The organism is Mucilaginibacter sp. CAU 1740, from assembly GCF_039839285.1.
In the GTDB taxonomy this organism is placed as follows: Bacteria; Bacteroidota; Bacteroidia; order Sphingobacteriales; family Sphingobacteriaceae; genus Mucilaginibacter.
Genome location: NZ_JBDOQS010000024.1, coordinates 1 through 21,154, shown reverse-complemented (window position 1 = coordinate 21,154; position 21,154 = coordinate 1). Strand labels below are relative to the sequence as shown.

18 protein-coding genes are annotated in these 21,154 nt (G+C 44.2%); 7 read left to right on the top strand and 11 right to left on the bottom strand.

The features are described from left to right. Window positions 1-282: 282 nt before the first annotated feature. From AAFN85_RS31580 to AAFN85_RS31570, 3 genes are all read right to left on the bottom strand, one after another. A complete protein-coding gene (locus AAFN85_RS31580) occupies window positions 283-1,020 on the bottom strand; it encodes an SDR family NAD(P)-dependent oxidoreductase (protein ID WP_347531967.1) in 738 nt (245 codons plus the stop codon). Window positions 1,021-1,187: 167 nt separating this feature from the next. Further along, window positions 1,188-1,775, bottom strand: a complete 588-nt coding sequence (locus AAFN85_RS31575) for a TetR family transcriptional regulator (RefSeq protein ID WP_347531966.1) — start codon at window positions 1,773-1,775, stop codon at window positions 1,188-1,190. A 238-nt stretch (window positions 1,776-2,013) separates the two neighbouring features. Continuing rightward, complete coding sequence (locus AAFN85_RS31570) at window positions 2,014-2,268, bottom strand: hypothetical protein (protein ID WP_347531965.1); 255 nt, start codon at window positions 2,266-2,268, stop codon at window positions 2,014-2,016. Window positions 2,269-2,920: 652 nt separating this feature from the next. Between AAFN85_RS31570 and AAFN85_RS31565 the strand changes: the two genes are divergently transcribed. The 7 genes from AAFN85_RS31565 (at window position 2,921) to AAFN85_RS31535 (ending at window position 8,528) form a co-directional block, all read left to right on the top strand. After that, entirely contained in the window at window positions 2,921-3,385 is a 465-nt protein-coding gene (locus AAFN85_RS31565) for a hypothetical protein (RefSeq protein ID WP_347531964.1), read from the top strand. A 34-nt stretch (window positions 3,386-3,419) separates the two neighbouring features. Further along, window positions 3,420-4,361: an AraC family transcriptional regulator gene (locus tag AAFN85_RS31560; RefSeq protein ID WP_347531963.1), complete on the top strand. Its 942-nt coding sequence runs from the start codon at window positions 3,420-3,422 to the stop codon at window positions 4,359-4,361. Window positions 4,362-4,524: 163 nt separating this feature from the next. Next, window positions 4,525-5,277 (top strand): SDR family oxidoreductase, encoded by a 753-nt coding sequence (locus tag AAFN85_RS31555; RefSeq protein WP_347531962.1) that lies wholly within the window; start codon window positions 4,525-4,527, stop codon window positions 5,275-5,277. 21 nt (window positions 5,278-5,298) lie between these two features. Further along, window positions 5,299-6,417 (top strand): alkene reductase, encoded by a 1,119-nt coding sequence (locus tag AAFN85_RS31550; RefSeq protein ID WP_347531961.1) that lies wholly within the window; start codon window positions 5,299-5,301, stop codon window positions 6,415-6,417. A gap of 27 nt (window positions 6,418-6,444) precedes the next feature. Then, a complete protein-coding gene (locus tag AAFN85_RS31545; protein ID WP_347531960.1) occupies window positions 6,445-7,194 on the top strand; it encodes a glucose 1-dehydrogenase in 750 nt (249 codons plus the stop codon). Window positions 7,195-7,275: 81 nt separating this feature from the next. Further along, a complete protein-coding gene (locus AAFN85_RS31540; protein WP_347531959.1) occupies window positions 7,276-7,758 on the top strand; it encodes a DinB family protein in 483 nt (160 codons plus the stop codon). A gap of 11 nt (window positions 7,759-7,769) precedes the next feature. Further along, window positions 7,770-8,528 (top strand): glucose 1-dehydrogenase, encoded by a 759-nt coding sequence (locus AAFN85_RS31535; protein WP_347531958.1) that lies wholly within the window; start codon window positions 7,770-7,772, stop codon window positions 8,526-8,528. Window positions 8,529-9,612: 1,084 nt separating this feature from the next. Here the strand turns inward: AAFN85_RS31535 and AAFN85_RS31530 are convergent. The 8 genes from AAFN85_RS31530 to AAFN85_RS31495 all read right to left on the bottom strand — a co-directional run bounded on the left by AAFN85_RS31530 (window position 9,613) and on the right by AAFN85_RS31495 (window position 20,817). Next, window positions 9,613-12,861 (bottom strand): SNF2-related protein, encoded by a 3,249-nt coding sequence (locus AAFN85_RS31530; protein ID WP_347531957.1) that lies wholly within the window; start codon window positions 12,859-12,861, stop codon window positions 9,613-9,615. Window positions 12,862-13,052: 191 nt separating this feature from the next. After that, entirely contained in the window at window positions 13,053-13,721 is a 669-nt protein-coding gene (locus tag AAFN85_RS31525) for a hypothetical protein (protein ID WP_347531956.1), read from the bottom strand. 2 nt (window positions 13,722-13,723) lie between these two features. Continuing rightward, window positions 13,724-16,051 carry an AAA family ATPase gene (locus AAFN85_RS31520; protein ID WP_347531955.1) on the bottom strand — a complete coding sequence of 776 codons (2,328 nt, stop codon included), beginning with the start codon at window positions 16,049-16,051 and terminating at the stop codon, window positions 13,724-13,726. After that, window positions 16,011-16,742 carry an ABC-three component system middle component 1 gene (locus tag AAFN85_RS31515; RefSeq protein WP_347531954.1) on the bottom strand — a complete coding sequence of 244 codons (732 nt, stop codon included), beginning with the start codon at window positions 16,740-16,742 and terminating at the stop codon, window positions 16,011-16,013. Before AAFN85_RS31515 ends, AAFN85_RS31520 begins: the two co-directional genes overlap by 41 nt. Continuing rightward, entirely contained in the window at window positions 16,739-18,034 is a 1,296-nt protein-coding gene (locus tag AAFN85_RS31510) for an ABC-three component system protein (protein ID WP_347531953.1), read from the bottom strand. The genes AAFN85_RS31515 and AAFN85_RS31510 overlap by 4 nt, the downstream gene beginning before the upstream one ends. A gap of 473 nt (window positions 18,035-18,507) precedes the next feature. Then, entirely contained in the window at window positions 18,508-18,936 is a 429-nt protein-coding gene (locus AAFN85_RS31505) for an FAD-dependent monooxygenase (RefSeq protein ID WP_347531952.1), read from the bottom strand. Continuing rightward, on the bottom strand, window positions 18,933-19,742 hold the full coding sequence (locus tag AAFN85_RS31500; protein WP_347531951.1) for an FAD-dependent monooxygenase: 810 nt from the start codon (window positions 19,740-19,742) through the stop codon (window positions 18,933-18,935). Before AAFN85_RS31500 ends, AAFN85_RS31505 begins: the two co-directional genes overlap by 4 nt. Window positions 19,743-19,965: 223 nt before the next feature. Further along, window positions 19,966-20,817 (bottom strand): helix-turn-helix transcriptional regulator, encoded by an 852-nt coding sequence (locus AAFN85_RS31495; RefSeq protein WP_347531950.1) that lies wholly within the window; start codon window positions 20,815-20,817, stop codon window positions 19,966-19,968. Window positions 20,818-21,154 lie beyond the last annotated feature (337 nt).

Genomic DNA, 21,154 nt, shown 5'->3' with positions numbered 1-21,154 from the left:
GATTCATGTTTTTTTAAACTTATCAAATAGAAGTCTGTCGTGAAATGGCTATCTAATACCTGGTCAAAATGTTTTACCTTCCGCAAACTAATCATCGTATGTTTTGATGGAGGCCAACCATAGTAGCGATGCAGGGCGGCTAATGTTCCGAAATTTTTCGTAAAAATTGTATGAGGAAACCCGAATTACTTGCCTCCTTATCATACTTAGCAAGCGGAGACAAAGGATTTCATCGCCTATGCCTCCGCTTAAAATATCATCGTAATTTCAATTGCTATTACTTTACGCTACCCCATTAAATGCGTTGAATGCCTTTTCAGAAGATTCTTTATTGAGATTAAAGAAATGTTCGCTAAAGCCAATTCGGATATCATATCGATCGCTCGATAAACCTTCGATTATAGCATCGGCAATAACTGAAGGATGGATTTTGTTTACCGGAATGTTTTTAGCGAATTCAGTATCGGTTAACGGCGGCAATACTTCAAAAACTTTTACGGGTGATTTTGCAAGTGAAAGCCTTAACAATCTCGTATAGGCTTGACTTGCGGCTTTACTTGCGCTATAAGTCGGCATGACTGCCCATGGAATAATGGCAACAACCGAAGTAATATTGATAACAGCAGCATGCTCCTTAGTTTTTAAAAATGGCGTCAGCTTTTCAGTCAAGCGTAATGGCGCCAGGTAATTAACTTCGATTTCTTTTTTTGCACCGTCATAAGCATTGCTGTTTTCTGCTAATGAATAATTGTAAGCGTTCCCAGCATTATTTATCAAAATATTAAGTTCGGGAAAATTGAGCTCAAGGTGTTCTACTAACGCATCGAGATCGCTTTCAACCGTCACATCGCATTGGAAGACGCTAACATTATCTAGACCGGATGCCGCTGCATTCAATTTTTCAATATTTCTTCCGGTAATAACCACTTTATTACCATGTGCTGCAAATTTGCGTGCAGTTTCTAAACCAATTCCGGATCCGCCGCCAGTAATCAGTACCGTGTTGTTTGTTGTTTTCATTTTTCTTGTTAAAAATTATTTATAGTTATTTATTTGAGGCATGTGAAATGTCACGTTTTTTAAGTGACATTTCACATAATAGACCAAAAAGTATATTTTCGTTCATAGTTTCATTTGCGTGATATTATAAAAGACTTTTTAGTATATTTTAACTTAAAAAAAAGCTATTAGATTGAATAGCTTTCAAGTTCATCTTTCAGATTTTTAATCAACCCTTTCATTGGATGATTAGTATTCATTACTCTGCACATTAAAATGCCACCCTCAACTGAAGAAAACAATTTGAAAGAAAAAACTATTGGATCTAGTTTGTCAGAAAATTCTTTATTATCTATTCCAAATTGAATAATATTTGCGAACATTTTTTGAGAGGTAACAAGAACAGCATTTACCTTTTTTTTTATTACAACATGATTGTCATCTACTTCAGAAGCAAGATTAAAAATAGGACAACCTCCGCTAATATATGTGTTTAAGGGAAATCTATTAAATTCCATGTAGGCAAAGATTTTGCCTTTTGCTGTTTTTTCCTTCATCATGGCCTGCGCCAAGCCATAGGTTATTTTATTAAGTAAATAATCTGCCGTTTGAATAGATAAATCTTCTTTATTTTCAAAGTGGCTATATAAACAGCCTTTGGTAACTTTAGCCGCGTCAAGTACATCATCAACTGCGGTGCCGTTAATCCCTTTAACATTGTAAATTGGGCCTGCACTTTCAAGAATAAATTGTTTTGTCTTTTCTGCCTTCGTCATCGGAGTAAGCTAACGTTGGCAAAAATATACTAAAAAGTTTATTACTCAAAATTAATTTGATTTTAGCCAAGTTAACAGGTTTGTAGTCACAATCCCTCAAAAGGACGGTGGTCATGGGGCTCCGGTTGCAACCATTCAGATAATTCGGGAAACTCAGCTAAAATCAGCCGCTTTAAGACGACCGAAACATATGTTCGCCGGCAAAATAATTGACGGATATTCACCCGTTTTTCGCGCATCAGCGTTCCGAAGTTTTCCAGATCTTGAAAACATGCTCAAAACGGCTGCCGCGATCCCTTACCAGCACTGATACATCCAAAGTACGTATAGGATATTGCTCATCGATCGCGTGCTGAATGCGGTGCAGCGTCTCCCCAAAATGGTGCTGGAATACCTCGCTGGAAATCACGACCTTAATGATGGTATCCTGGTAAGTCACATTCGCCTCGCGTTGTAGGATCCGCTTTAGCAGTACGGCAATGTCCTGATGCAATTTTTTGGAAGGAGATGTTTTTAACGCCATCCTCAAATATACGATTTCTTGGAACACCCTATTGCTGATCGTTCGTTAGTGTACAACACATAAGAAACCGGTGTTCTACCGCCCGGTATACGTTGAAACAATGAAGGTGCCGGATTGATACATTTTTCAATTTCTCACAATTTAATAAATTTTTGGCATTTATAATTGCGTCAATATCGGCATGAAATTTAGAACTTTTGTCGCTTTCCTCTACCATATGTCTTTCGAATTATGTCCAATTTATGTATAAATCAATTCTCCTGAGGTTAAGTTCAACCCCAATTCTAACATGTTAACTGCTCAATTCTAATCTGTTCAAGTTTATGATTATCCGAATTATAAACATCATCAACAACGGATAACTGACGTTATTAATGTGAGATATTTAAAACATTAGATAGAAAGACATTAATAACGTCTGTTGTTTTTGACTAAAATATTTTTAGGCAAATATTATAAATTTGTTTATTCCAAGAAAAACTGTTTACCTAATTCGCTGGAATCTTTTTTTCCGTTTCGATGAACAAGAAAAAACGATTTTGACTCGTCGCACTTTGAATTTCATATGTAAGTCTTTGTTTTTCCTATCAAACAATTCCTGAGCAACCCGAAACTTTGCACGATGAAAAAGTCAAAAGTATGGCTGATATTGGGCGCGTCTACTGGCTTGGGGGACTCGGCTGCGCGTTATCTTAAAGCAAATCAGCAAAAAGTAATCGCTATCGATATCGACGATGATGGCTCCATAGCTGAAGATGTTTATCGTGTTGCGGATCACTATGGACCGTTAGATTTTATTATCAATAATTCCAACTATCATCTGCTCAGTAAAGCCGTTTTGGATATCAATGACCATATAGAATCAACAATGAGCTTGCTTCGGGGGCTAAAGCCTTACATCCGCCGCCAGCCGCCAGGAAGCATCATCAATCTGCCGCCGCAATTATGCCTTATTAATATGCCCGGCGAGGAAGCTGCTGCGAAAAGCTTACAAAACCTGGACACTTTTCTTACCGGTTTAAAGGCTGAACTTCGTAGCTTGGACTGCGGCCTGCATTTTCTTGAGCCGGGAGAAAGGCTTGTTTAGCTTTGTTATATTTGTAAATACATCATTATCAGCCATGACATTTAAAATAGACGTTGACGAAACCCGGCAAATAGCCTTGTTGCGCGACCTGAAGGAGTTGCTGCCCTTTGAATGGGATGGCCCAAAAGAATGGTCATTCCAGGTATTGCGCCGTAGTCCGGATGCCTGTCGTAGCTATATCTCACCAAATCGCCGGGAGTTCTACAAGATCGTTTACATGACCAAAGGAGCTTCGGTACTATCTGTGGGCTTGAAAAGCTATTACGTTGACAAGCCTTCTATTTTCTTTATCCATCCTAACGAGATCATCACATTTAAAAAGATGGACTGGGAATCCGAGGGATTTATTTGTTTCTTTAAACGCCACCTCGCAGATGGCAATGCTAGTCTAAAGCAGATCATGGACAAATATGGTTTGTTCACCAACCCGGATCAAAGTGCTATTCTGCTTTCCGACGCGGATGTGGCCGAGCTTAACCAAATTTTTGAAAAGATGCTCAGCATTGGCCGTCAGAACGGCGGCGCGGTAGAAGAGGATATGTTGCAGATTTACCTGCAGCTGCTGATGGTCACCAGCAGCAAGAACATTAGCCATCCCGAGCCCGACACGATCAGTGATGAATACAAACACGTTAACGAATTCTTCCAACTGCTGGAAAGTGAGGTAGCCGGGATTAATTACACTTCTCCGATCCAGGCAAAGACAGCGCAGGAGTTTGCAGACAGACTATTGATCCATCCTAACCACCTGAATGCACTGCTTAAAAAACACACTGGCAAAAATGTAAGTACGCATATCAAGGCCAAGCTGTTGGAAGAAAGCAAAGTCCTGCTCGCCCAAACTGACTGGACGGTGCAGCAGATTGGCTATGCCGTCGGTTTCGCCGACCAGCCTAATTTCAGCCAGTTCTTTAAAAAAAATGCCGGTGTCACACCTGCTGAGTTCCGAAAAAACTATGTGCGTCTCGGCGCCTGAGCGGCGAGTTTCTATATCAAAAGCCATCCTTCGGGATGGCTTTTGTGTTTTTAGATCTTTTGCCCGCCCATCTTTGAAATTCATACATCAACCTTTGATTCCAGTATAAGCTACCCTTCCGATTAGCCGCAACTTTGACTTATCAAAACAAATGATAAGCAAAATGAAAAAGTTAGCCAACAAAATAGCCGTCATTACGGGCGGTAACAGCGGGATCGGTTTAGCGACCGCCAAACTGTTTGCTGAAGAAGGCGCCAAAGTAGCCATCACCGGCCGCGACCCGCTGACACTCAACAATGCGGTAAACAATATAGGCAAAGATGCTACCGGTCTGATCGCCGACGTTGAGCATATAGATTCTATCGAAGCAGCCTATCAGCAGATCACCACCCAATTTTCCCAAAAGATCGATGTGCTGGTAGTCAATGCGGCAGCGTATATCACCGGCCCGCTCGCCAATTATACTGAAGCCATGTTCGATCAAACCAGCGATATCAATTTCAAAGGTGCTTTTTTCTCTGTTCAGCTCGCGCTCCCTTACTTGAATGACGGGGCATCAATTATCCTTACCGGTTCTACGGGTGCGGAAAAAGGAAACGGCAAAGGCGCAGCCTATTATGCTACTAAAGCAGCGATCCGTTCCCTGGCAAGAAGTTTTTCTGCTGAACTTTTAGACCATGGCATCCGGGTAAACGTGTTGTCGCCTGGCCCGACTGAAACTCCCGCATTTGAAAGGACCGGCGCTTCGCCGGAGCAAGTGTCAAAGATTAAAGAAACACTGATCGCCCATACCCCGGCTAAACGCCTGGCTCAACCCGAAGAGATCGCGCAGGCCTTTCTTTACCTGGCTTCAGACGACTCCAAGTACATGATCGGGGCAGAACTGCTGATCGACGGTGGTTACAGAACTCTTTAAAAATCATTAATACCAAATAAAATGTCAAACACAACAATAAAAGGCAGCGGGCCTTTGTTTAACCCCCTGCAATTAGGCGCAATTAGTTTAGATCACCGCATCGTGATGGCACCGCTAACCCGGATGCGTACGGTTAAAGATTTTATTCCTAACGACCTCATGGTCGAATATTATAGCCAGCGGGCCACTAAAGGAGGCCTGCAGATTGCCGAAGCGACAGTGGTATCCGAAACTGGACACGGCTATTACGGTGCCCCGGGCATTTATACAACGGAACACGTAGCAGGGTGGAAAAAGGTGACCGGCGCGGTACATGCCAAAGGCGGTTATATCTTTCTACAGCTGTTTCATGCCGGGCGGGCATCGCATACGGAAATGCAGCCTGGCGGCGCACACCCCATCGGCGCATCTGCCGTACCGCACAACAATGTTGTATATACGCCCACTGGCTGGAAGCCGGCCAGCCCTAACCGGGCACTGGAAATCAGTGAGATTGCGGGTGTCATACAGGACTTTTACCGGGCATCGGAATTAGCCAAACAAGCTGGCTTTGACGGTGTCGAATTACACGGGGCCAACGGCTACCTGATCGACCAGTTCTTACAGGATGGCACGAACAAAAGGACAGACAGTTACGGCGGTTCCGTTGAAAACCGTGTGCGCTTTTTGCTGGAAGTAGTTAACGCGATGGTTTCTGTCTGGGGAGGTGACCGCGTGGGTGTCAGACTATCGCCGAGCGGGAGCTTTGGTGAAATGTCGGACAGTGATCCGGAACGCTTATTTGCCCATGCAGCCGAACAATTAAACGCATTTCATTTAGCGTATCTGCATATTGTAGAACCTAGGGTCAACGGCAGTACAGTCGAAGTAGAAGGCCTGCATCCCATCGCTTCCCAGCAACTGCGTAAGATATTCCATAACCGCATCATTTCCGCCGGAGGGTTTGAAATAGAAACCGCAAATGAAGCCATAGAAAACGGCGATGCCGACCTGGTTGCCTTTGGCAGGCATTTCATTGCCAATCCTGACCTGGTGAAACGCTATGCCGAGGGATTGCCGCTTAACGCCTATGACCGCAGTAGCTTTTATGGTGGTGATGAACACGGTTATACCGATTATCCATTTTACGAACAACAATAATTACATATATCATAAAATCAAAAAATAATGAAAACGTTAGCAAATAAAGTCGCCGTGGTAACCGGCGCATCAAAAGGCATCGGCGCGAGCATCGCCAAACATTTAGGAGCGGCAGGGGCCAGCGTAATTGTAAATTACGCTTCTGACAAAGCCGGTGCAGATAAGGTAATAGCCGAGATCGTCACCAACGGCGGTGCCGCCATTGCCGTACAGGGCAGTGTGTCAAATGACGCCGATGTTACCCGTTTATTCGAAACTGCCGAAAAAACTTTCGGTGCTGTTGATATTCTGGTTAACAATGCCGGGGTTTATAAATTCGGCGGCCTCGAAGAAGTGAATGCCGAAGATTTTCACAGGCAGTTCGATACCAATGTATTGGGTTTGCTTCTAACGACAAAAGAAGCTGTGAAGCACTTTAGTCCAAACGGCGGCAGTATCATCAACATTGGCTCTACCGTAACCAGCATCACGCCTCCCGGCAGCGCCATCTATACAGCCAGCAAAGGTGCAGTTACTGCCATTACCGGTGTATTGGCTAAAGAACTGGGGGCTAAAAAGATCCGGGTCAATTCCCTGAATCCGGGCCTGGTGGAAACCGAAGGAACGCACACGGCGGGCTTCATCGGCAGCGATTTTGAGGCCGAATTGATCCGCACCGCACCGCTGGGCCGTACCGGTCAACCCGAAGACATCGCCAAAGTGGCGGTATTCCTCGCATCTGACGAATCGGGTTGGCTGACTGGCGAAGAACTGCTGGCAAGTGGCGGTATCCGCTAATCATAGATCAGTTCATGCAAGGCGGAAGTAAAGCTTCCGTTCTGCATGGGCGGTCAAAACCTATTAATAATCATTACAAAAATGAAAGATCAGGAAATTACACAGGTGATTAAGGCTTGGGAAACACAAAACCAGGCAATCACCGATATTTTCAATAAATACGAGGACAGCTATTATAGTAACGAGGTTGCACCGGGCCGTAACCGGGCGATATACCTTTTCGGCCATTTGATCGCCATGAGCGATCTGCTTTTGCCGATGTTCGGTGTAGGGGAACAGCTTTACCCGGAACTGGAGAACACCTTTATTTCCAGCCCTGACCGGGCGGTGGAAGCGTTGCCTTCTGTCGCGGCGTTGAAGGAACAGTGGGCTACGGTTAACCAGGCGCTATCCGATCATTTTGCAGAAATGGATAGAAGCAACTGGCTAAGCAGGCACACCAGAGTTTCAGAAGCGGACTTTGAAAAGGACCCGCTGCGGAATAAACTCACCGTGCTGATCGGACGCACAAGCCACCTCAACTATCACCGGGGCCAGCTGGCCTTTATAACACCACGGGTTTAAATAACAAAAAAATGAAAAAAGTAGTTTTAATCACCGGTGCATTAACCGGTATAGGTAGGGCAGCAGCTGTTGCTTTTGCCAATGAAGGTTACCAGGTAGTGGTATCCGGCCGGAGAGCAGCAGAAGGTGCCGCGTTAGCTGAACAATTAAACGCTCTTGGTACTGAAGCTGAATTTATCCAGGCAGATGTTCGCCATGAAGACGACGTAAATCATCTTGTGGATCAGACATTGGCACGTTTTGGCCGCCTGGATATTGCGGTAAATAATGCGGGTACTGAAGGACAACCGGGTCCAATTGTTGACCAAACTGAAGAAAGCTATAAGGCAACTTTTGATACCAACGTTTTGGGTACGCTGTTTAGCCTCAAGCATGAAATGAAAGCAATGCTGGCACAAGGCCATGGCAGTATTGTAAATATTTCTTCAACCTTTGGCAAGCGTGCCGCCGCAGGCGCATCTGTTTATGCCGCCAGCAAACATGCTGTAGAAGGCCTGACCAAGGTTGCTGCCCTTGAAGGAGCAACCGTAGGTGTGCGTGTTAACGCAGTAGCGCCTGGCCCAACAGATACAGATATGCTTACCCGTTTTACAGGTTCGCAGGAGCATAAAGATAAATTGCAAAGGGGCGTGCCGATGAAACGCCTCGGACTGCCGGAAGAAGTGGCGCAAGCTATCGTTTTCCTGGGTTCGGACAAGTCGCCGTTTTTGAGCGGTCAGATCTTAGCTGTGGATGGCGGGAAGCTTGCCGTGGACGGCGGTTCATTATAAACGTCATGAGCTAAATAAAGAAGGATAGGTTATCATAGCCTGTCCTTTTCGCTTTGCCAAGAATTTATCTTATGAAAACAATGAATTCTTTTTTTCTTTGTATTTATTTGTTAAGTTTACATCAACGATTTAGAATCATTTATCCATTGCGTGATTCGTAAAGTAGTTGATTGTTTTAAAATATAGATACGTGATATATAGACAGTTATGAACGATGTTCGTGACCCGTCCATTCATTAACCTTTTACCTAAATATTAAAAACTAATATTGTATATCCATCATTAGATTTTTAATAAAGTCGCTTTCGTTTTTTTTTGAAAACAGAGGTTTCGTATATTTGAAGTACAACGATTTATGGCCAATACAGTTTGTACAAATCGTTGAATGATCTTTTAAGAGTCTATAATCCATTATAATTTAAGGACTTACAAGCGTGGTTCGATTCCCGCTCTTAAACATCTTTATGTCGCAATGAGCCACGCTTCAAAAACGTTGATTTTATTCAGTTCATCCAACACTCTGTCATCACATATTAACTTCCCTATGTATTTATTATATAATAGCCGTACTTGCAACAAAGAATGAAGTATACGACAGATCGAATAAATCGCGTATGTAGCAAGTAATTCTACTTCTTGTTGAACATTTCTCGAACCATTTCTTGGCTGACTTTTGTGAAATGTCGTGTTAATTGTGTAATTCTCCTCTGATGCTTCGCCTCAAAAAAGGATTCAAAACAAATCAATAGAGCAACTTATCTGCTAAATTATCAATGATAATAAATAGTTATCTGTTAGTTAGTTATCCAATAAGCTATGGAAGGATTGCGGATCAATATAATGACCAGGATTCCGCCAAAAGGTAGACCATGACCATATAAGCGGGTGTTCCCGAGACGAATTCCCGCAAGGCTTTTGTCGCGACCAGGGCTGACGCAACGACAGTTGAGGTACCTCTCTAGTACTGGGCGCCTAATTTTTTGATCTGGTCGAAACTGCTGGTCACTATATATAAAATGTTAACAGGTGGTAACAATGGCCTGGTCTTTGGTAAAATTAATATTATATCAGGACAAAACAGAACCTATTGCCCATCGTTGCTGACCGCAATGATACAGGCGGCGATCCTTTTGTCTATCGCATCGGCGATCACACATTGCTCAGCCATGTGGTAAAGGTCTTCGGCGGTAAAGTTGATATTCCTATGGTCTCGGCGCAAGCTGTTGAGATTGTACTCTACCTTCCGCTTTTTCTTGATCTGCTCGCGTTTGGCGTTCAGGTATGGTTGCAGTATCATAATCCATTCATCGGCAAGGATCTCGTAATCCACAATTTCCGTTGACTTACCCTGAAGGAAAGTTTGTATCAGTTTCATGGCCTCCCGCAGTTCGGCCGTTATCAATTGTTCTTGCTGCCGTTTTCGCAGGATATATTCAGCAACTTCGAGGGCACGGCCCTTCTTGTAGGGCAGCAATTCACGTTCCTTGGCTTTAAAAAGCCTTACATAGCGCTCGAGCGCCGGTGCGTCCCATTTCAAACGAACGGACTTATTGCTGATATACTCCCTTAAGAGCCCGCATATTTTGCCGATATCGACCTCGATATGGTCATTGGCTTTAATAAAATACCAACGCGGGCTTTTGCGGTGGTCGCCGCGCAGCGCAATAAAACACCAGTTTCCGCTGCCGGCAATAAAACTGACCTTAGCTTTTACTTCAGAGGTTACATTAGTATAAAGTTGGTAGATCTGCTCGCTGATCAGCGCATCCGGCCCTTCTTTGAGCGAGCGGATGGTTTGGAACCGGTCTTCGATACCGGTCCAGGATTCATCCTTATCGACGAACTCTTTATACTCCTCTATCAGGGTGTTCATGTTTTCTGTGCGCTGAAAGCGACGGCCCTTTAAAGCTTCAGGTACCTGGAAATTGGAACCAAAGATCATTTCTACCAGCCGGTTCGTTTCTATGAGGCGGTCATCACCTTTGAGCGAATATTCCTCTGAATCAAATGCCCAGTAGATCTCGATCTCTTTATGCACGCTGTCCATGCGATCAGCTCGGCCGATACGCTGCTCAACGATACGCAGTACGCCGGGGATATCCAGCAGAAATACGCAGGAGGCCTTTTGCAGGTCAACGCTTTCCGACATCTTATCAGAACACAGCGCGATAACACGCCCCTTTTGCTCGACGGCATCTATTTTAAAGATATCCATGATCTTCTGGCTGTTCTGATCATTCTCACCGCCGGTGGCCACCAGTACAACCGCTTCAGGATACCGTTCCCTGAACAATTTTTTGAGATAATAGATGGTAATGACCGTCGAATCAAAAGCCAGCAGGTAAGGGTGTTTTTTTGAAGCTTTGTTCAGATCATCCACTTTGCCCTGTTCCCGGCTGCCGGATAATTGCTTAGCCAGCGCCGCTATATTTTGATAGATCGATAATTCCTCTTCGCAGGCCTTAACATATAGCGCCTCATCGATCAGCCAGTCCGGAAAGAGTTCATCGGCGAATTTCTTCTGCCGGTGCGGAAGCATTGCCTTATTCCGAATATCCCGGAGTCTTGCCAGTTTGTTACCCGTATGATTGGTCTTGCCTGTAAACTCAAAGTGGTCCATCGCGGCCTTCGAACCTTCGATATGCTCAAGGAGCGCAACGTGTGAAGATCGCAGTTTATAGCGGATCACATGTATCGATAAACCCCGTGCCGAGACCAGCCGGCGATCGACATAGATCTTTAGGTTCGAATCATCGCTTTCTGCATCTTCTTCGTTGAGTTCGAAACCCGTCAGATAGGTAATGCCTTTGAGTTGCAGGCACAGGTCGCCGATACGGCGCACGATCGCTTTGTCCGCTTCCGTTTCGCGGGTCTCGTAAGTGCGCTCCACCTGCTTTGGGAACTTACAGATATTGTGGTTGACGTTCTTATAAGCATCGCGTTCCTTCTCTATCTCTTCGTTGAGCTTTTTCTTTGTCCGCCGGATGGTAAACCGGCTAATAAATTCGCGGAGCATGGAAACGTTGGCCTGCTGGTTACTGTTATAGGGCCGTTTCAACAGGTCAAGGAACACTTTAAATTCCTCATCGCTCAGGTTGTCCACGTCAAGTAAGCGGGAAATACTTAATACATCTTCAACTTTGCGGCTGATCGGTGTGGCGGTGATCAACAGCTTATAATCGGCCCGGTTGGTCTTGATCTGCGCGGTGCGGTCCGAATCCGCCAGGAAGCTGTGGGCCTCGTCGATGACCAGCAGGTGCCCGAGCTTTAACTGCGCTGCGATCTTAGCCTGATTTTCAGCCGAAGCTTTACTGAGCATCCCCATAGAGATTTGGTTATTATTCAGCTTGCCGAAGGATCGGAACTCACCGGCCCATTTTTTCATGACCAGCGGCGGGCAGATGATGAGCGACTCTGTGCGATGATGTTTGCCTTTCTCATACAGCAGGTGCTGGAGGCAAAGAACGATCGAAGTGCATAATTTGGTCTTGCCGGCGCCGGTCGGATCAGCTATCAGGACATTAGAAGTATTCTGGAGGATGGATACTGCCTGGGTCAATCCTTTCCATTGCGTCGGCCAGAGCTTAGCACTGGACATACGCGACATGATCTCCTTATATTCATCCAGCCAGTTGCCTTCCAGCATTTCCGCCATGGCGCGTGCCAGGGCTTCCTGCCAGACCACGTCGCTAATTAGGGTCGTCAACAGCGAGATCAGCTTTTCGTTATAAGGCAGGGAATCCTCATAATAGCTCTCGGCGATCAGCTTAACATCCTTGTATGGCTGACGCGTGGCATCTGCGTTGGCGAAACGCACATTGGCCTCTTCCTGGAAATTCAGGCCGTTCCGGCTGAAGTTCGAAGAGCCAATGGTGGCGTGACCGTTACCGATATACAGCTTGGCATGTAGTTTATCCCGGAAACGGAATTCGATCCAGTTATTGTTGATCTTCTCGATCAGCTGCATAACTGCGCCGCCCTGGAGGATAGACAGACCGCGCTTGATCCAGTAATCTTTGATCTCCTTGTCCAAACCAAAGCGGGAATAAACCTTACGGCCTTTAACATTGGGTTCAAAGCCGATCAGCACCCGGACCTTTTTCAGCTGCGCGTGGTCTTTGCTACCAAAAAGATCGATCAGATTGGATAACGAAGTAAAACCAGTAACGATCAGGAAGCCCTGGCTTTTATCGATATCCCCGTAAATGATCGTCTGCACGTTCCGGCCAAGCCCTTTAATGTTCAAAGGGTAGCCTTCCTGATCCGGCCATTTGACCCGGTCGAAATCCAGCGTGGTCTGCTCGGAGATGATCTGTTCTTTAGCCTTTGCCATGGATGATCAGGACTGAACAACAAGAGAAAAACCTGCTAATAACAGAAGACGGTTCGGCCGCTTTTCAGCAGCTAAAATAAACGGAGTATAACGGATACAATGCATTGTGATCAAAGGTTTTAACGCTAAAGATAGCAATAGATCACGAAATGCAAATAATTAACGGGCAACGAAATAACGAACAGGTATTATTATGCAAGCCAGCTGTTCAACCGCCTGACGGTAGGCCGATCATGCTCCCGCGCAATGTTGATCACGATGATATCTGCCGCATACTGCTCAATATGCGGCAGTCCCCAAAGTTTAGCATTGCCCCTAACCAGCGCATCGATAGTAGTATCCCGTATATTGACAGCCAAGAATATGCCACGCTGATAACGGTAAGCGTGCATAAAATTCATGATCTTTTTGATATCGGTGGTCAGTTGATCTCCATCCAGTTCCGGATCGGTCTTAACCTCGATCACATAAGGATGATCATCGGCATTGCCGGGAATATGTAATAAAAAATCCGGCATATAATTAGCATCAAGCGCGTCGAGTTCCAGAGCTTGGAGCATTTCCGGCACCTGATATTTGCGTAGCTCTCCCTGCAAGAACAATTGGGGAAAACGTTCGCGCATCGATTCCATCAATAAGCGGAGTTGATGGTAAAGCTCGTAACAAAAGATCCGTTCGCCTGTACGGACGATATCATTGTCTACTAAACCACGGCGCATGTTTCTGCGTTGATGAGCCTGTCTGATCATACTAACGACATAGCCCATCTCATGATAAATGGTGCGCATATACTCGCCTTCCACCTTGCTAACAGCAAGCGTAAACAACTCCAAAAAATCATCTAATTCGCCGTCAGTCATTGTTAAGCATGATTAGAGGTAAGCAGGTTCTTCATATTGACGCGTCTGGTCCGCAAACCCTGTTTTTTGAATTTATAACGGATGAAAGTGGACATCATATCCTCGTGGGTAGAAATAAATATCTGACGATCCCCGAAATCATTGCGCAGCACTTCTATAAAACTGGCAATATTTAGTTCGTCCATGGTTTGTACGGGATCATCGATGAAGAGGATCTTATTAAGTGAATATTTTTTATTTAGCGCTAAAGTAAAGGAGATGATCAGTGCAGCCAGTTGCCCTGCGCTCATGGAAAACACAGCATCGAAGGTCTTTTCCGGACCCGTTACGAATTTGATGCCCCTGTCTTCTTTGATAAAAAGACCGAGCCCTCCCTGGAAATCCTGGACGATCCGCCCGGAATAGATGTGGAACAATATCTCAATATCTCTTATCAGATCTTTGTTATATTCCTTAAGCGACTTTTTATAAACATCAATGATCTCTTTGAGCTTTAATGAAAGTGCGTTAGCATCGTCATAGGTTTGCTTAGCCTTCCCGTAAGCAGCTTCTTCTTCCCTGATCAGCTCATTTTGATAAACATTATAACGCCATTCAACATATTGGATCTTCGCGGCGATCTGCTCCGGTGTTAGTGACATAAAAATATCACCGTTGTCCCGGAAGTACTTTTGATAAAGTTCTTTCAGCGGTGCATAATCAAGTGTGGCATCATAACCTATTTTCAATCCTTGGAGTTCGGCAATAAGATCATCAAGTTGCAAGTCCCCATCGCTGCGCGCTTCTTTATTCAGGAATGGATCGATATTTAAGCCGATCAGTTCGAACATGGCCGAGCGCCTGGTGAATTCGTCAACGTTTAGGCCAAGAAGCTCAGCGACAAACACCGGATCGATCGGGTCAGCCGTTAAATAACTATCGATAAGGCCAAGTAAAGCCTCCACGGCATTCTGCGTAAACGTTGTGTAAGCCAGGTTCAGTGCCGCACTGCTATTCTCGACCAGTGCTTTTAAAACATCGGTCTTGCGATCAATGGCAGCCAACAATTCGTCATAGGTCGACCAATCCTGCCCACAAAGTGGGCAAGAGTTGTCCTTGTTCTCAAGATGCTCCTCATGTGCCTTAAACCGCTCGATCAACCGGTCCCGGGATGTTTGCAGATCGGTAAAGGACCTTTCCAGGTCTGTAGCAAGCCTTCGTTGACTGCGTAGGCTTTGAAGAAATAGACCGTAGTTGGTCACCACCGGCTCATTAATGTTATTGAGTACTTTTACGATATCTTCCGACAAGTTTAGCGCTTCATTATCTATGCCGCCGGCAGTGAGATCTTCAAAGGTATCAATCAGTGCCAGCAACTCCTCATGCAGGTGCTGCTTTACCCGGAAGAGATCTTGCTGCAGGATAAAATAAAAATATCGCAAAAAATCGGAAAGCGCCGGCGAGCCAATGATGCCGTTAAGGCGGTCATCGTTGATATAAGCAATATAATCCTCCCGGTGGCGGATCAGTTTTTCCAACAATGTCAATTCGCCATTCTCGTCTAGCCAGCTGCTATAGAGGTTTGCCGAAAAGATAATATCTTCTTGGTCCCAGCCAGGCGAACGGTTATTCAATATTTGCTCGTATTGGAGTGAATCTGAGGGCTTAAGACCTTTCTTAAGTTGTTCGATCTTGCCGGCCCGTTCTTTTAAAGACCGCACGACCTCCGGTTTACACAAATCACCAATTTGCCTCCTGGCTGCTTCATATTTAGCGATGACCGTTTCAAACTCTTGTACGTTGAAAAGATGGGATATATGTTGCTTTTTTTCTGACTCGGTATTTTTTAACAAATGGGTATGATCTTCTTGCTCGACATAATTCAAAAAAGGAAAATTCTCTTTGTAGTTCCTGCCAAAGATCTCCTCCAGTAGACCGGCTTCATCGGCTACTAAAGTCGCTTCCTCGCTTTCAAATGCATCATGCCGGTAAAGTTTAAAAGCAGCAAAATCCGCGGTCTTTTCCAGATCCCCGTTAAGCGCTTTCCTGGAAAGGTGATAGTTCACATCACCCACTTTAATGGCAGCTTTGATCTCGATATCTGCGTCCATGTACCTATCGTTGAGATAAGGGTTCTCGTTGTAAGTGACCCTGCGGTCCACCAGCCGGCTCAATCTCTCAAATCGCTTGATCGTGCCGGTGATGAGTAATTCGATCGCATCATAGAAGGTCGTTTTCCCAAAACCATTCGGGCCATCGAACATCACCAGATCGGCATCCTCGAAATCGATATCAAGGTCTGCGAATACTTTAAAGTTCCGTATCCGCGCTTTCAGTAGTTTGATCGCCATTTTGTTTTTGGTTAAGGTTTAGTGCGTTTAACAGATCTATTGCCGGGATGCGTCCGATCTCATCGGTTGTCTTATCAAAAAGATATGCGCCCAAATCGTCATCTACCAAGTTCAACCCTTTCTGGACCAATTGTTCGTGATTATCGTCAAATAACGCCGATAGCCCGGGTTTGATATCCACTTTGACATTCACAAATGGTATCTTAAGCGCCAATCGGAAGAGTAATGCTTGCCAGGATTCCGCTCGTGGGTCTGTTTTATAAGCGTCAAAACTGGACCGGCTAACCATGTGACGCTCAAGGAAGCCAAGCTCGGCACGATTATTTCTGGCATTTGTGAAAGCTTCAAATTCTTGGTCAGTATACCACAATACATACTTTTTAAAATAAAATGGGTTGTCTTCGATGAGTAAAGCTCTATTCCTGAATTGCTGGTCTATCGTTGTACCCGTGGTGTTGACCAATAATAGCAAAGAGCAGTTCTTATCAAATTCCTGTTGGTCGACAAGGAATTTGTATTTGATAAAGAGGTCTGCCTGATCCTCCAAAAGAAGAGGTTCCGCACGCTCAAGTATGAGCCAGTAACTTTTTTTAACAGTTTGTCCCCCGCCGGTAAAGAGTAATGCGTGCTCTTCCTGGGTATGGAGTTCAAACCCGCTTTGCAAGAAGATTTGTTGGATAAATTCTTTCATGAGATATGTTTTTTGGCTTCATCGATAGAGCAAAGGCCGATCTTCTTCCATCGCATGATCTTTTCTTCTTCAGGAGTGACCAGTTCATCAACCTCGGGATCGATGTCATTCGTATTATTCACGATATCCTGCAAAGATGGTGTATTCATATAGGCTGTAACGAGGGCAGAAGTTTCGTAAGGCAGGTCAAAATCGGTTTCCTGAATATTTTGGACAATGGCCGAACATACAGCATGTATCTCTTGCTGCGGCCGGCTGATGGCTGTCGGGATAAACATGCCGCCGGCGGTTAAACGCCAGCCGAGTTCTTCCAGCTTCGTTGGGGTAAGTTCCTTCAGTTCAAATAATGCTTTGAAAAAAGCATACCGGAGGTCCTCCTGCTGAAAGGTAGTGTCCTTGTATTCAGAAAAAGAATTTAAAGCCACCTTACGGTGCGGCATGATCTGCCGGCAGAAATGAAGAAGTTCAGGACCAGGAAGCTGATTGATGAAATTGATAAAAAAAGACATTTTTGCCTTTACTTCATCACTTACTGGATCAGGGCAATCCAAGCAAAACTCTTGGTAATAACGGTTCAGATCACCTTTAAGTAATGCTTGAAAATACGCTTCGCTGTTGGTCCGCAAATTCAGGTCCTCATCAAAAACTGCTTTTAGATCGGCGAACGAGATGGTTTGGGTGTAGGCCAATGTATTATCAGAGGCTACGCCAGCATGGACCAGTTGATGGATGGAGATCACCTTACGCTGGACGATATCATCCAGTACATTTTTAGTGGCGGTCACGTAAGCTGTCTGTTGTTTCCAGGTATGTTCTGGCGCATGTTTTTTATAGAATTCAGTGATCACATGCGCCATAGCCGCGTCTATATGGCTTAAAGCGCAGAAATACTGCCCGTCATCATATTGATATAGCTGCATCTTCGGATGCGCTGTTGCAATATCGGCGGGGGATTTATCACCGATCTTGACCGCAACATGAAAGCTCAAATCATCACATTTATAGATCTTACCTTTCGCGCAAAGCTTGGTAAATGCTTCTTCGTAACCGGAATAATAAGTATTTTTTAGTGCTTTGATCTGATGTAGGGACAGGCAGGAGTTAGAGGCGGCCATGATCGCAAAATCCTCCAAGCTATCCAGCTGTAAAGCATAACTACCTGCCGAGCTATCATCGGTTAAAACCTTGATACTGTGATACAGCGCAACCTTACCTTGGTAAACAAACCCACTCCAGGTAGTGATCGCAGAATGGATATCGTGCGGGTTTACAGTGATTTTTGAGCCGGCCATACTATTTCGTGATATAGGTCTATGGCGATAAAATTAATAATATCTTTTCATAACGGTCAAATTTCGAGAATTGAATATCGGTTTTTGAGGCTCATGGCAGCTATCATAACAACGCTATCTTTAACGGGGGGAGACGTAAGAGGTGCTAATTCCTGATATTAAGCATGGCTATCTTAGGTCAACAGTGGATAACTGAACATTATCTATCCAGTGATCGACAGACATTGTTTGAATTGAAGATTATTAAGATGAATTTCCTCTGTAATGATCTCTTTATTTCTTATTTTTGTATTAATCATTTGAAATCAAACAGCTTTAAAATAAAAGTGAGTTTTAAGAGAGTCACTTTTATAACAGTTGGTAAAATATTGATAGTAAGCGATCAATGAACAAAGTTCATGTCCCGTCCATTCCGCAAAACAAATTAAAATTGTTCAAAACCGCTTAGATGAAACATCTAAGCGGTTTTTTTATTAAAGCTCTTTTAGCTCGCCTCTGCCATCACTAAGGCTATTATAAACAGGCAAAGTAAACTTGCCTTCTTTACTATTCTCATCTTTTCCTGCTCTTGAGCGCAACAGCCTTTGTACTGGTTGGCTTGCCAGTAGTTTGGTTAAGAGCCGGGCAACTGTTATTCCGAATTTTGAAGTAGGATGAATAAGTCGCATCACCCTGGGCGACATTTGTTGTTGAGTTTCCTCAGCAAAAGGTTTAAAAACGCGTTCGTACGCCTCAAAGGCGGTTTGAACATTATTGTTTTGGCTGATCTCGCCTGCAAGTATATAAGCACCTATAAGTGAAAGTGCAGTTCCCATTCCTGTAAAAGGAGTAGGCGCATGGGCCGCGTCGCCCAATAAAACAGTTTTTCCTTTAAACCATCTGGCAGCTTTTACCTGGCTCATTGGTCCAAAGTACATATCTGTACCTGGTCAAGATCTTGCACAATACGATCTGCTATGCCTCCCTTGCCCGATAAAACTTCTTTCAGCTTCTTTTTCTGTTCGGCAATAGGTTGTGAAAATGGCTCAACCATCTCTTTCAAAAATGACACGAGTACTGTTGTTTCATTTTGGTGCCCGGGCCGAAGAAACACCAACGAGCCACCGGTTACCCGGTATGCCTTTGCCCAAAAGTCATCAGTTGCGGTTTTAGGAATCGTAAAGAACGACATGTAAGCTCCCAGGTAATTGAAACGAATGTATTCCGGCATTGCCATATCACGGGTAGTTGAACCAATACCATCGGCACAAATAATCATTGTAAACTGTTTGGTAGTGCCATCGTTAAATGTGGCCGAGATGCTGTCTTCATCTTCTGAAATGCTTTTTACATATTTCCCAAAACGGTAGTCACAAACCCGCGCTGTTTTTTCGTAGATGATCCTGGCCAGATCACCACGTAAAATTTCATAATCGCTGGTAAGTCCGCCTATGGTACCTTTCGGAAAGGTGGAGATGGTTGTCCCTGTTTTATTCACATACTTTAACCCTAATTCGCCGGTATTTTTTTCGTTAACTTCCTGATCGATCCCCATAAGTTTTAAAACTTCCTGGCCATATCCTTTTATATCCACATTTTGTCCGCCATCCCTAAAAGATTCGAACTTTTCAACAATGGTGATTTCGTATCCTGATTTTTCGAGCCAGAAAGCTATCGCCGTGCCGGAAATGCTGGCACCGCAAACGAGTATTTTTTTATTAAATTTCATAAATGATCTAAAGAGTAAGAAACAATTTCCTCATCTCTGTTTTAGCACAGACAATGAGTTTGTGCAATAGTAATTGGTTCTGAGCAAGCCAATATGGCTTACCCTCGACCTGTCCAATAGCTACCGCGTCCGGTTATATAAAAAGTGATTATTTAAGATCGCGATGTGGATTGCGAAGGATTTCTGCCTGAGATTTTGTTATTGACAGAGAGGGGGCATTGATTTAATCGTGGTTCTTTTTCCTGAATGCGAGCGCCGTCATTCCGGTTACCTTGGCAAACAGCCGGGTAAAATATGGATAATCGTTAAAGCCGAGATCGGATGCTATTTGCTTTACAGACCGGTCGGAATAATAAAGCAAGCGCTTAGCCTCCAGGATAGTCCGTTGCTCTATATGGTACGAAATTGAAAAACCTGTTATGCTTTTAACGCATTCATATAGATATGGGGTAGAGATGTTAAGCATTTGAGCATAATCGGCCGGTCTTTTTGCTGTTATGAAATTTTTGTCCAATAGTGATTTAAATAGTTTGTTGATCTGGGCAGATCTGCTGAGCTTATCATATGGTGTTATGGTTTCCATGTATTGCGAAATGAAGAGTCCGACAAGAAGATTGCAGCTTTCCTTCACTAATTTATGGTACAGCTTCCTTTGTTTGTCCTCATAAACCCGGATACATAGAGATATGGTATTTGTTATTGTGTTGAACGATTCATCATCGAGGGGCAAAGGCTTCAATGGGCTTATATCATCCAGTAAATTCAACTGATCGGTCAACAGGCTTTCATTATTCATAATTAAAAAGCTAACCTTGCCCCTAAAGAATGGGCCTAAGTGATGTACCTGGTTGGGGTGGATACAGATAATAGATTTTGGCTCGAGCCGGTATGCCTGGAAATCAATTTTTATTTCGGTAGAGCCTTCCTCCTGCAGCAGGAATAAATGATAGTCATCCCTGTGTGCTTCGCGCAGCTCGTCAGAGAGCCATGTATCAGCAAACGTTTTCCTCGTGATCGCAATACTGTAGTCGAGTTTATTGGTTATCGAATTAACGGGAATGGATGTGCCGGGCATTTACGTGTTTTTTAACAAAAGTAATCAATAATGGATAGAGCATTGAGGGCCGATTAAGTGTTAGTTATATGGATTGTGCCATATGCAGGTTATATAATAGAATATAGGTGGCGCTTCAATTGCTAATGCAAGTGATGATTTACATTCTAAATATATACTGATTTGTGTTTACTGATGCAGGAATGGCTATAAAAGCACATTCCCTTATGCCTGTTCACGATTTTTTCGGGTTCGTTATCAAAGCGTTAAGATAGTATTAAGGAAAAAGGGTGGGAATAATTTGGAGGGATATGAAAAAAGGCTACCTTTGCAGCCCACAAACGAGGAAACGAAGTTA

Coding starts and splice junctions, on each gene's coding strand:
- AAFN85_RS31545 (WP_347531960.1), top strand. CDS start 6,445: ATGAAAACGTTAGCAAATAAAGTCGCCGTGGTAACCGGCGCATCAAAA.
- AAFN85_RS31515 (WP_347531954.1), bottom strand. CDS start 16,742: ATGAAAGAATTTATCCAACAAATCTTCTTGCAAAGCGGGTTTGAACTC.
- AAFN85_RS31530 (WP_347531957.1), bottom strand. CDS start 12,861: ATGGCAAAGGCTAAAGAACAGATCATCTCCGAGCAGACCACGCTGGAT.
- AAFN85_RS31505 (WP_347531952.1), bottom strand. CDS start 18,936: ATGAGCCAGGTAAAAGCTGCCAGATGGTTTAAAGGAAAAACTGTTTTA.
- AAFN85_RS31565 (WP_347531964.1), top strand. CDS start 2,921: ATGAAAAAGTCAAAAGTATGGCTGATATTGGGCGCGTCTACTGGCTTG.
- AAFN85_RS31550 (WP_347531961.1), top strand. CDS start 5,299: ATGTCAAACACAACAATAAAAGGCAGCGGGCCTTTGTTTAACCCCCTG.
- AAFN85_RS31510 (WP_347531953.1), bottom strand. CDS start 18,034: ATGGCCGGCTCAAAAATCACTGTAAACCCGCACGATATCCATTCTGCG.
- AAFN85_RS31520 (WP_347531955.1), bottom strand. CDS start 16,051: ATGGCGATCAAACTACTGAAAGCGCGGATACGGAACTTTAAAGTATTC.
- AAFN85_RS31500 (WP_347531951.1), bottom strand. CDS start 19,742: ATGAAATTTAATAAAAAAATACTCGTTTGCGGTGCCAGCATTTCCGGC.
- AAFN85_RS31555 (WP_347531962.1), top strand. CDS start 4,525: ATGAAAAAGTTAGCCAACAAAATAGCCGTCATTACGGGCGGTAACAGC.
- AAFN85_RS31580 (WP_347531967.1), bottom strand. CDS start 1,020: ATGAAAACAACAAACAACACGGTACTGATTACTGGCGGCGGATCCGGA.
- AAFN85_RS31535 (WP_347531958.1), top strand. CDS start 7,770: ATGAAAAAAGTAGTTTTAATCACCGGTGCATTAACCGGTATAGGTAGG.
- AAFN85_RS31575 (WP_347531966.1), bottom strand. CDS start 1,775: ATGACGAAGGCAGAAAAGACAAAACAATTTATTCTTGAAAGTGCAGGC.
- AAFN85_RS31525 (WP_347531956.1), bottom strand. CDS start 13,721: ATGACTGACGGCGAATTAGATGATTTTTTGGAGTTGTTTACGCTTGCT.
- AAFN85_RS31560 (WP_347531963.1), top strand. CDS start 3,420: ATGACATTTAAAATAGACGTTGACGAAACCCGGCAAATAGCCTTGTTG.
- AAFN85_RS31495 (WP_347531950.1), bottom strand. CDS start 20,817: ATGCCCGGCACATCCATTCCCGTTAATTCGATAACCAATAAACTCGAC.
- AAFN85_RS31540 (WP_347531959.1), top strand. CDS start 7,276: ATGAAAGATCAGGAAATTACACAGGTGATTAAGGCTTGGGAAACACAA.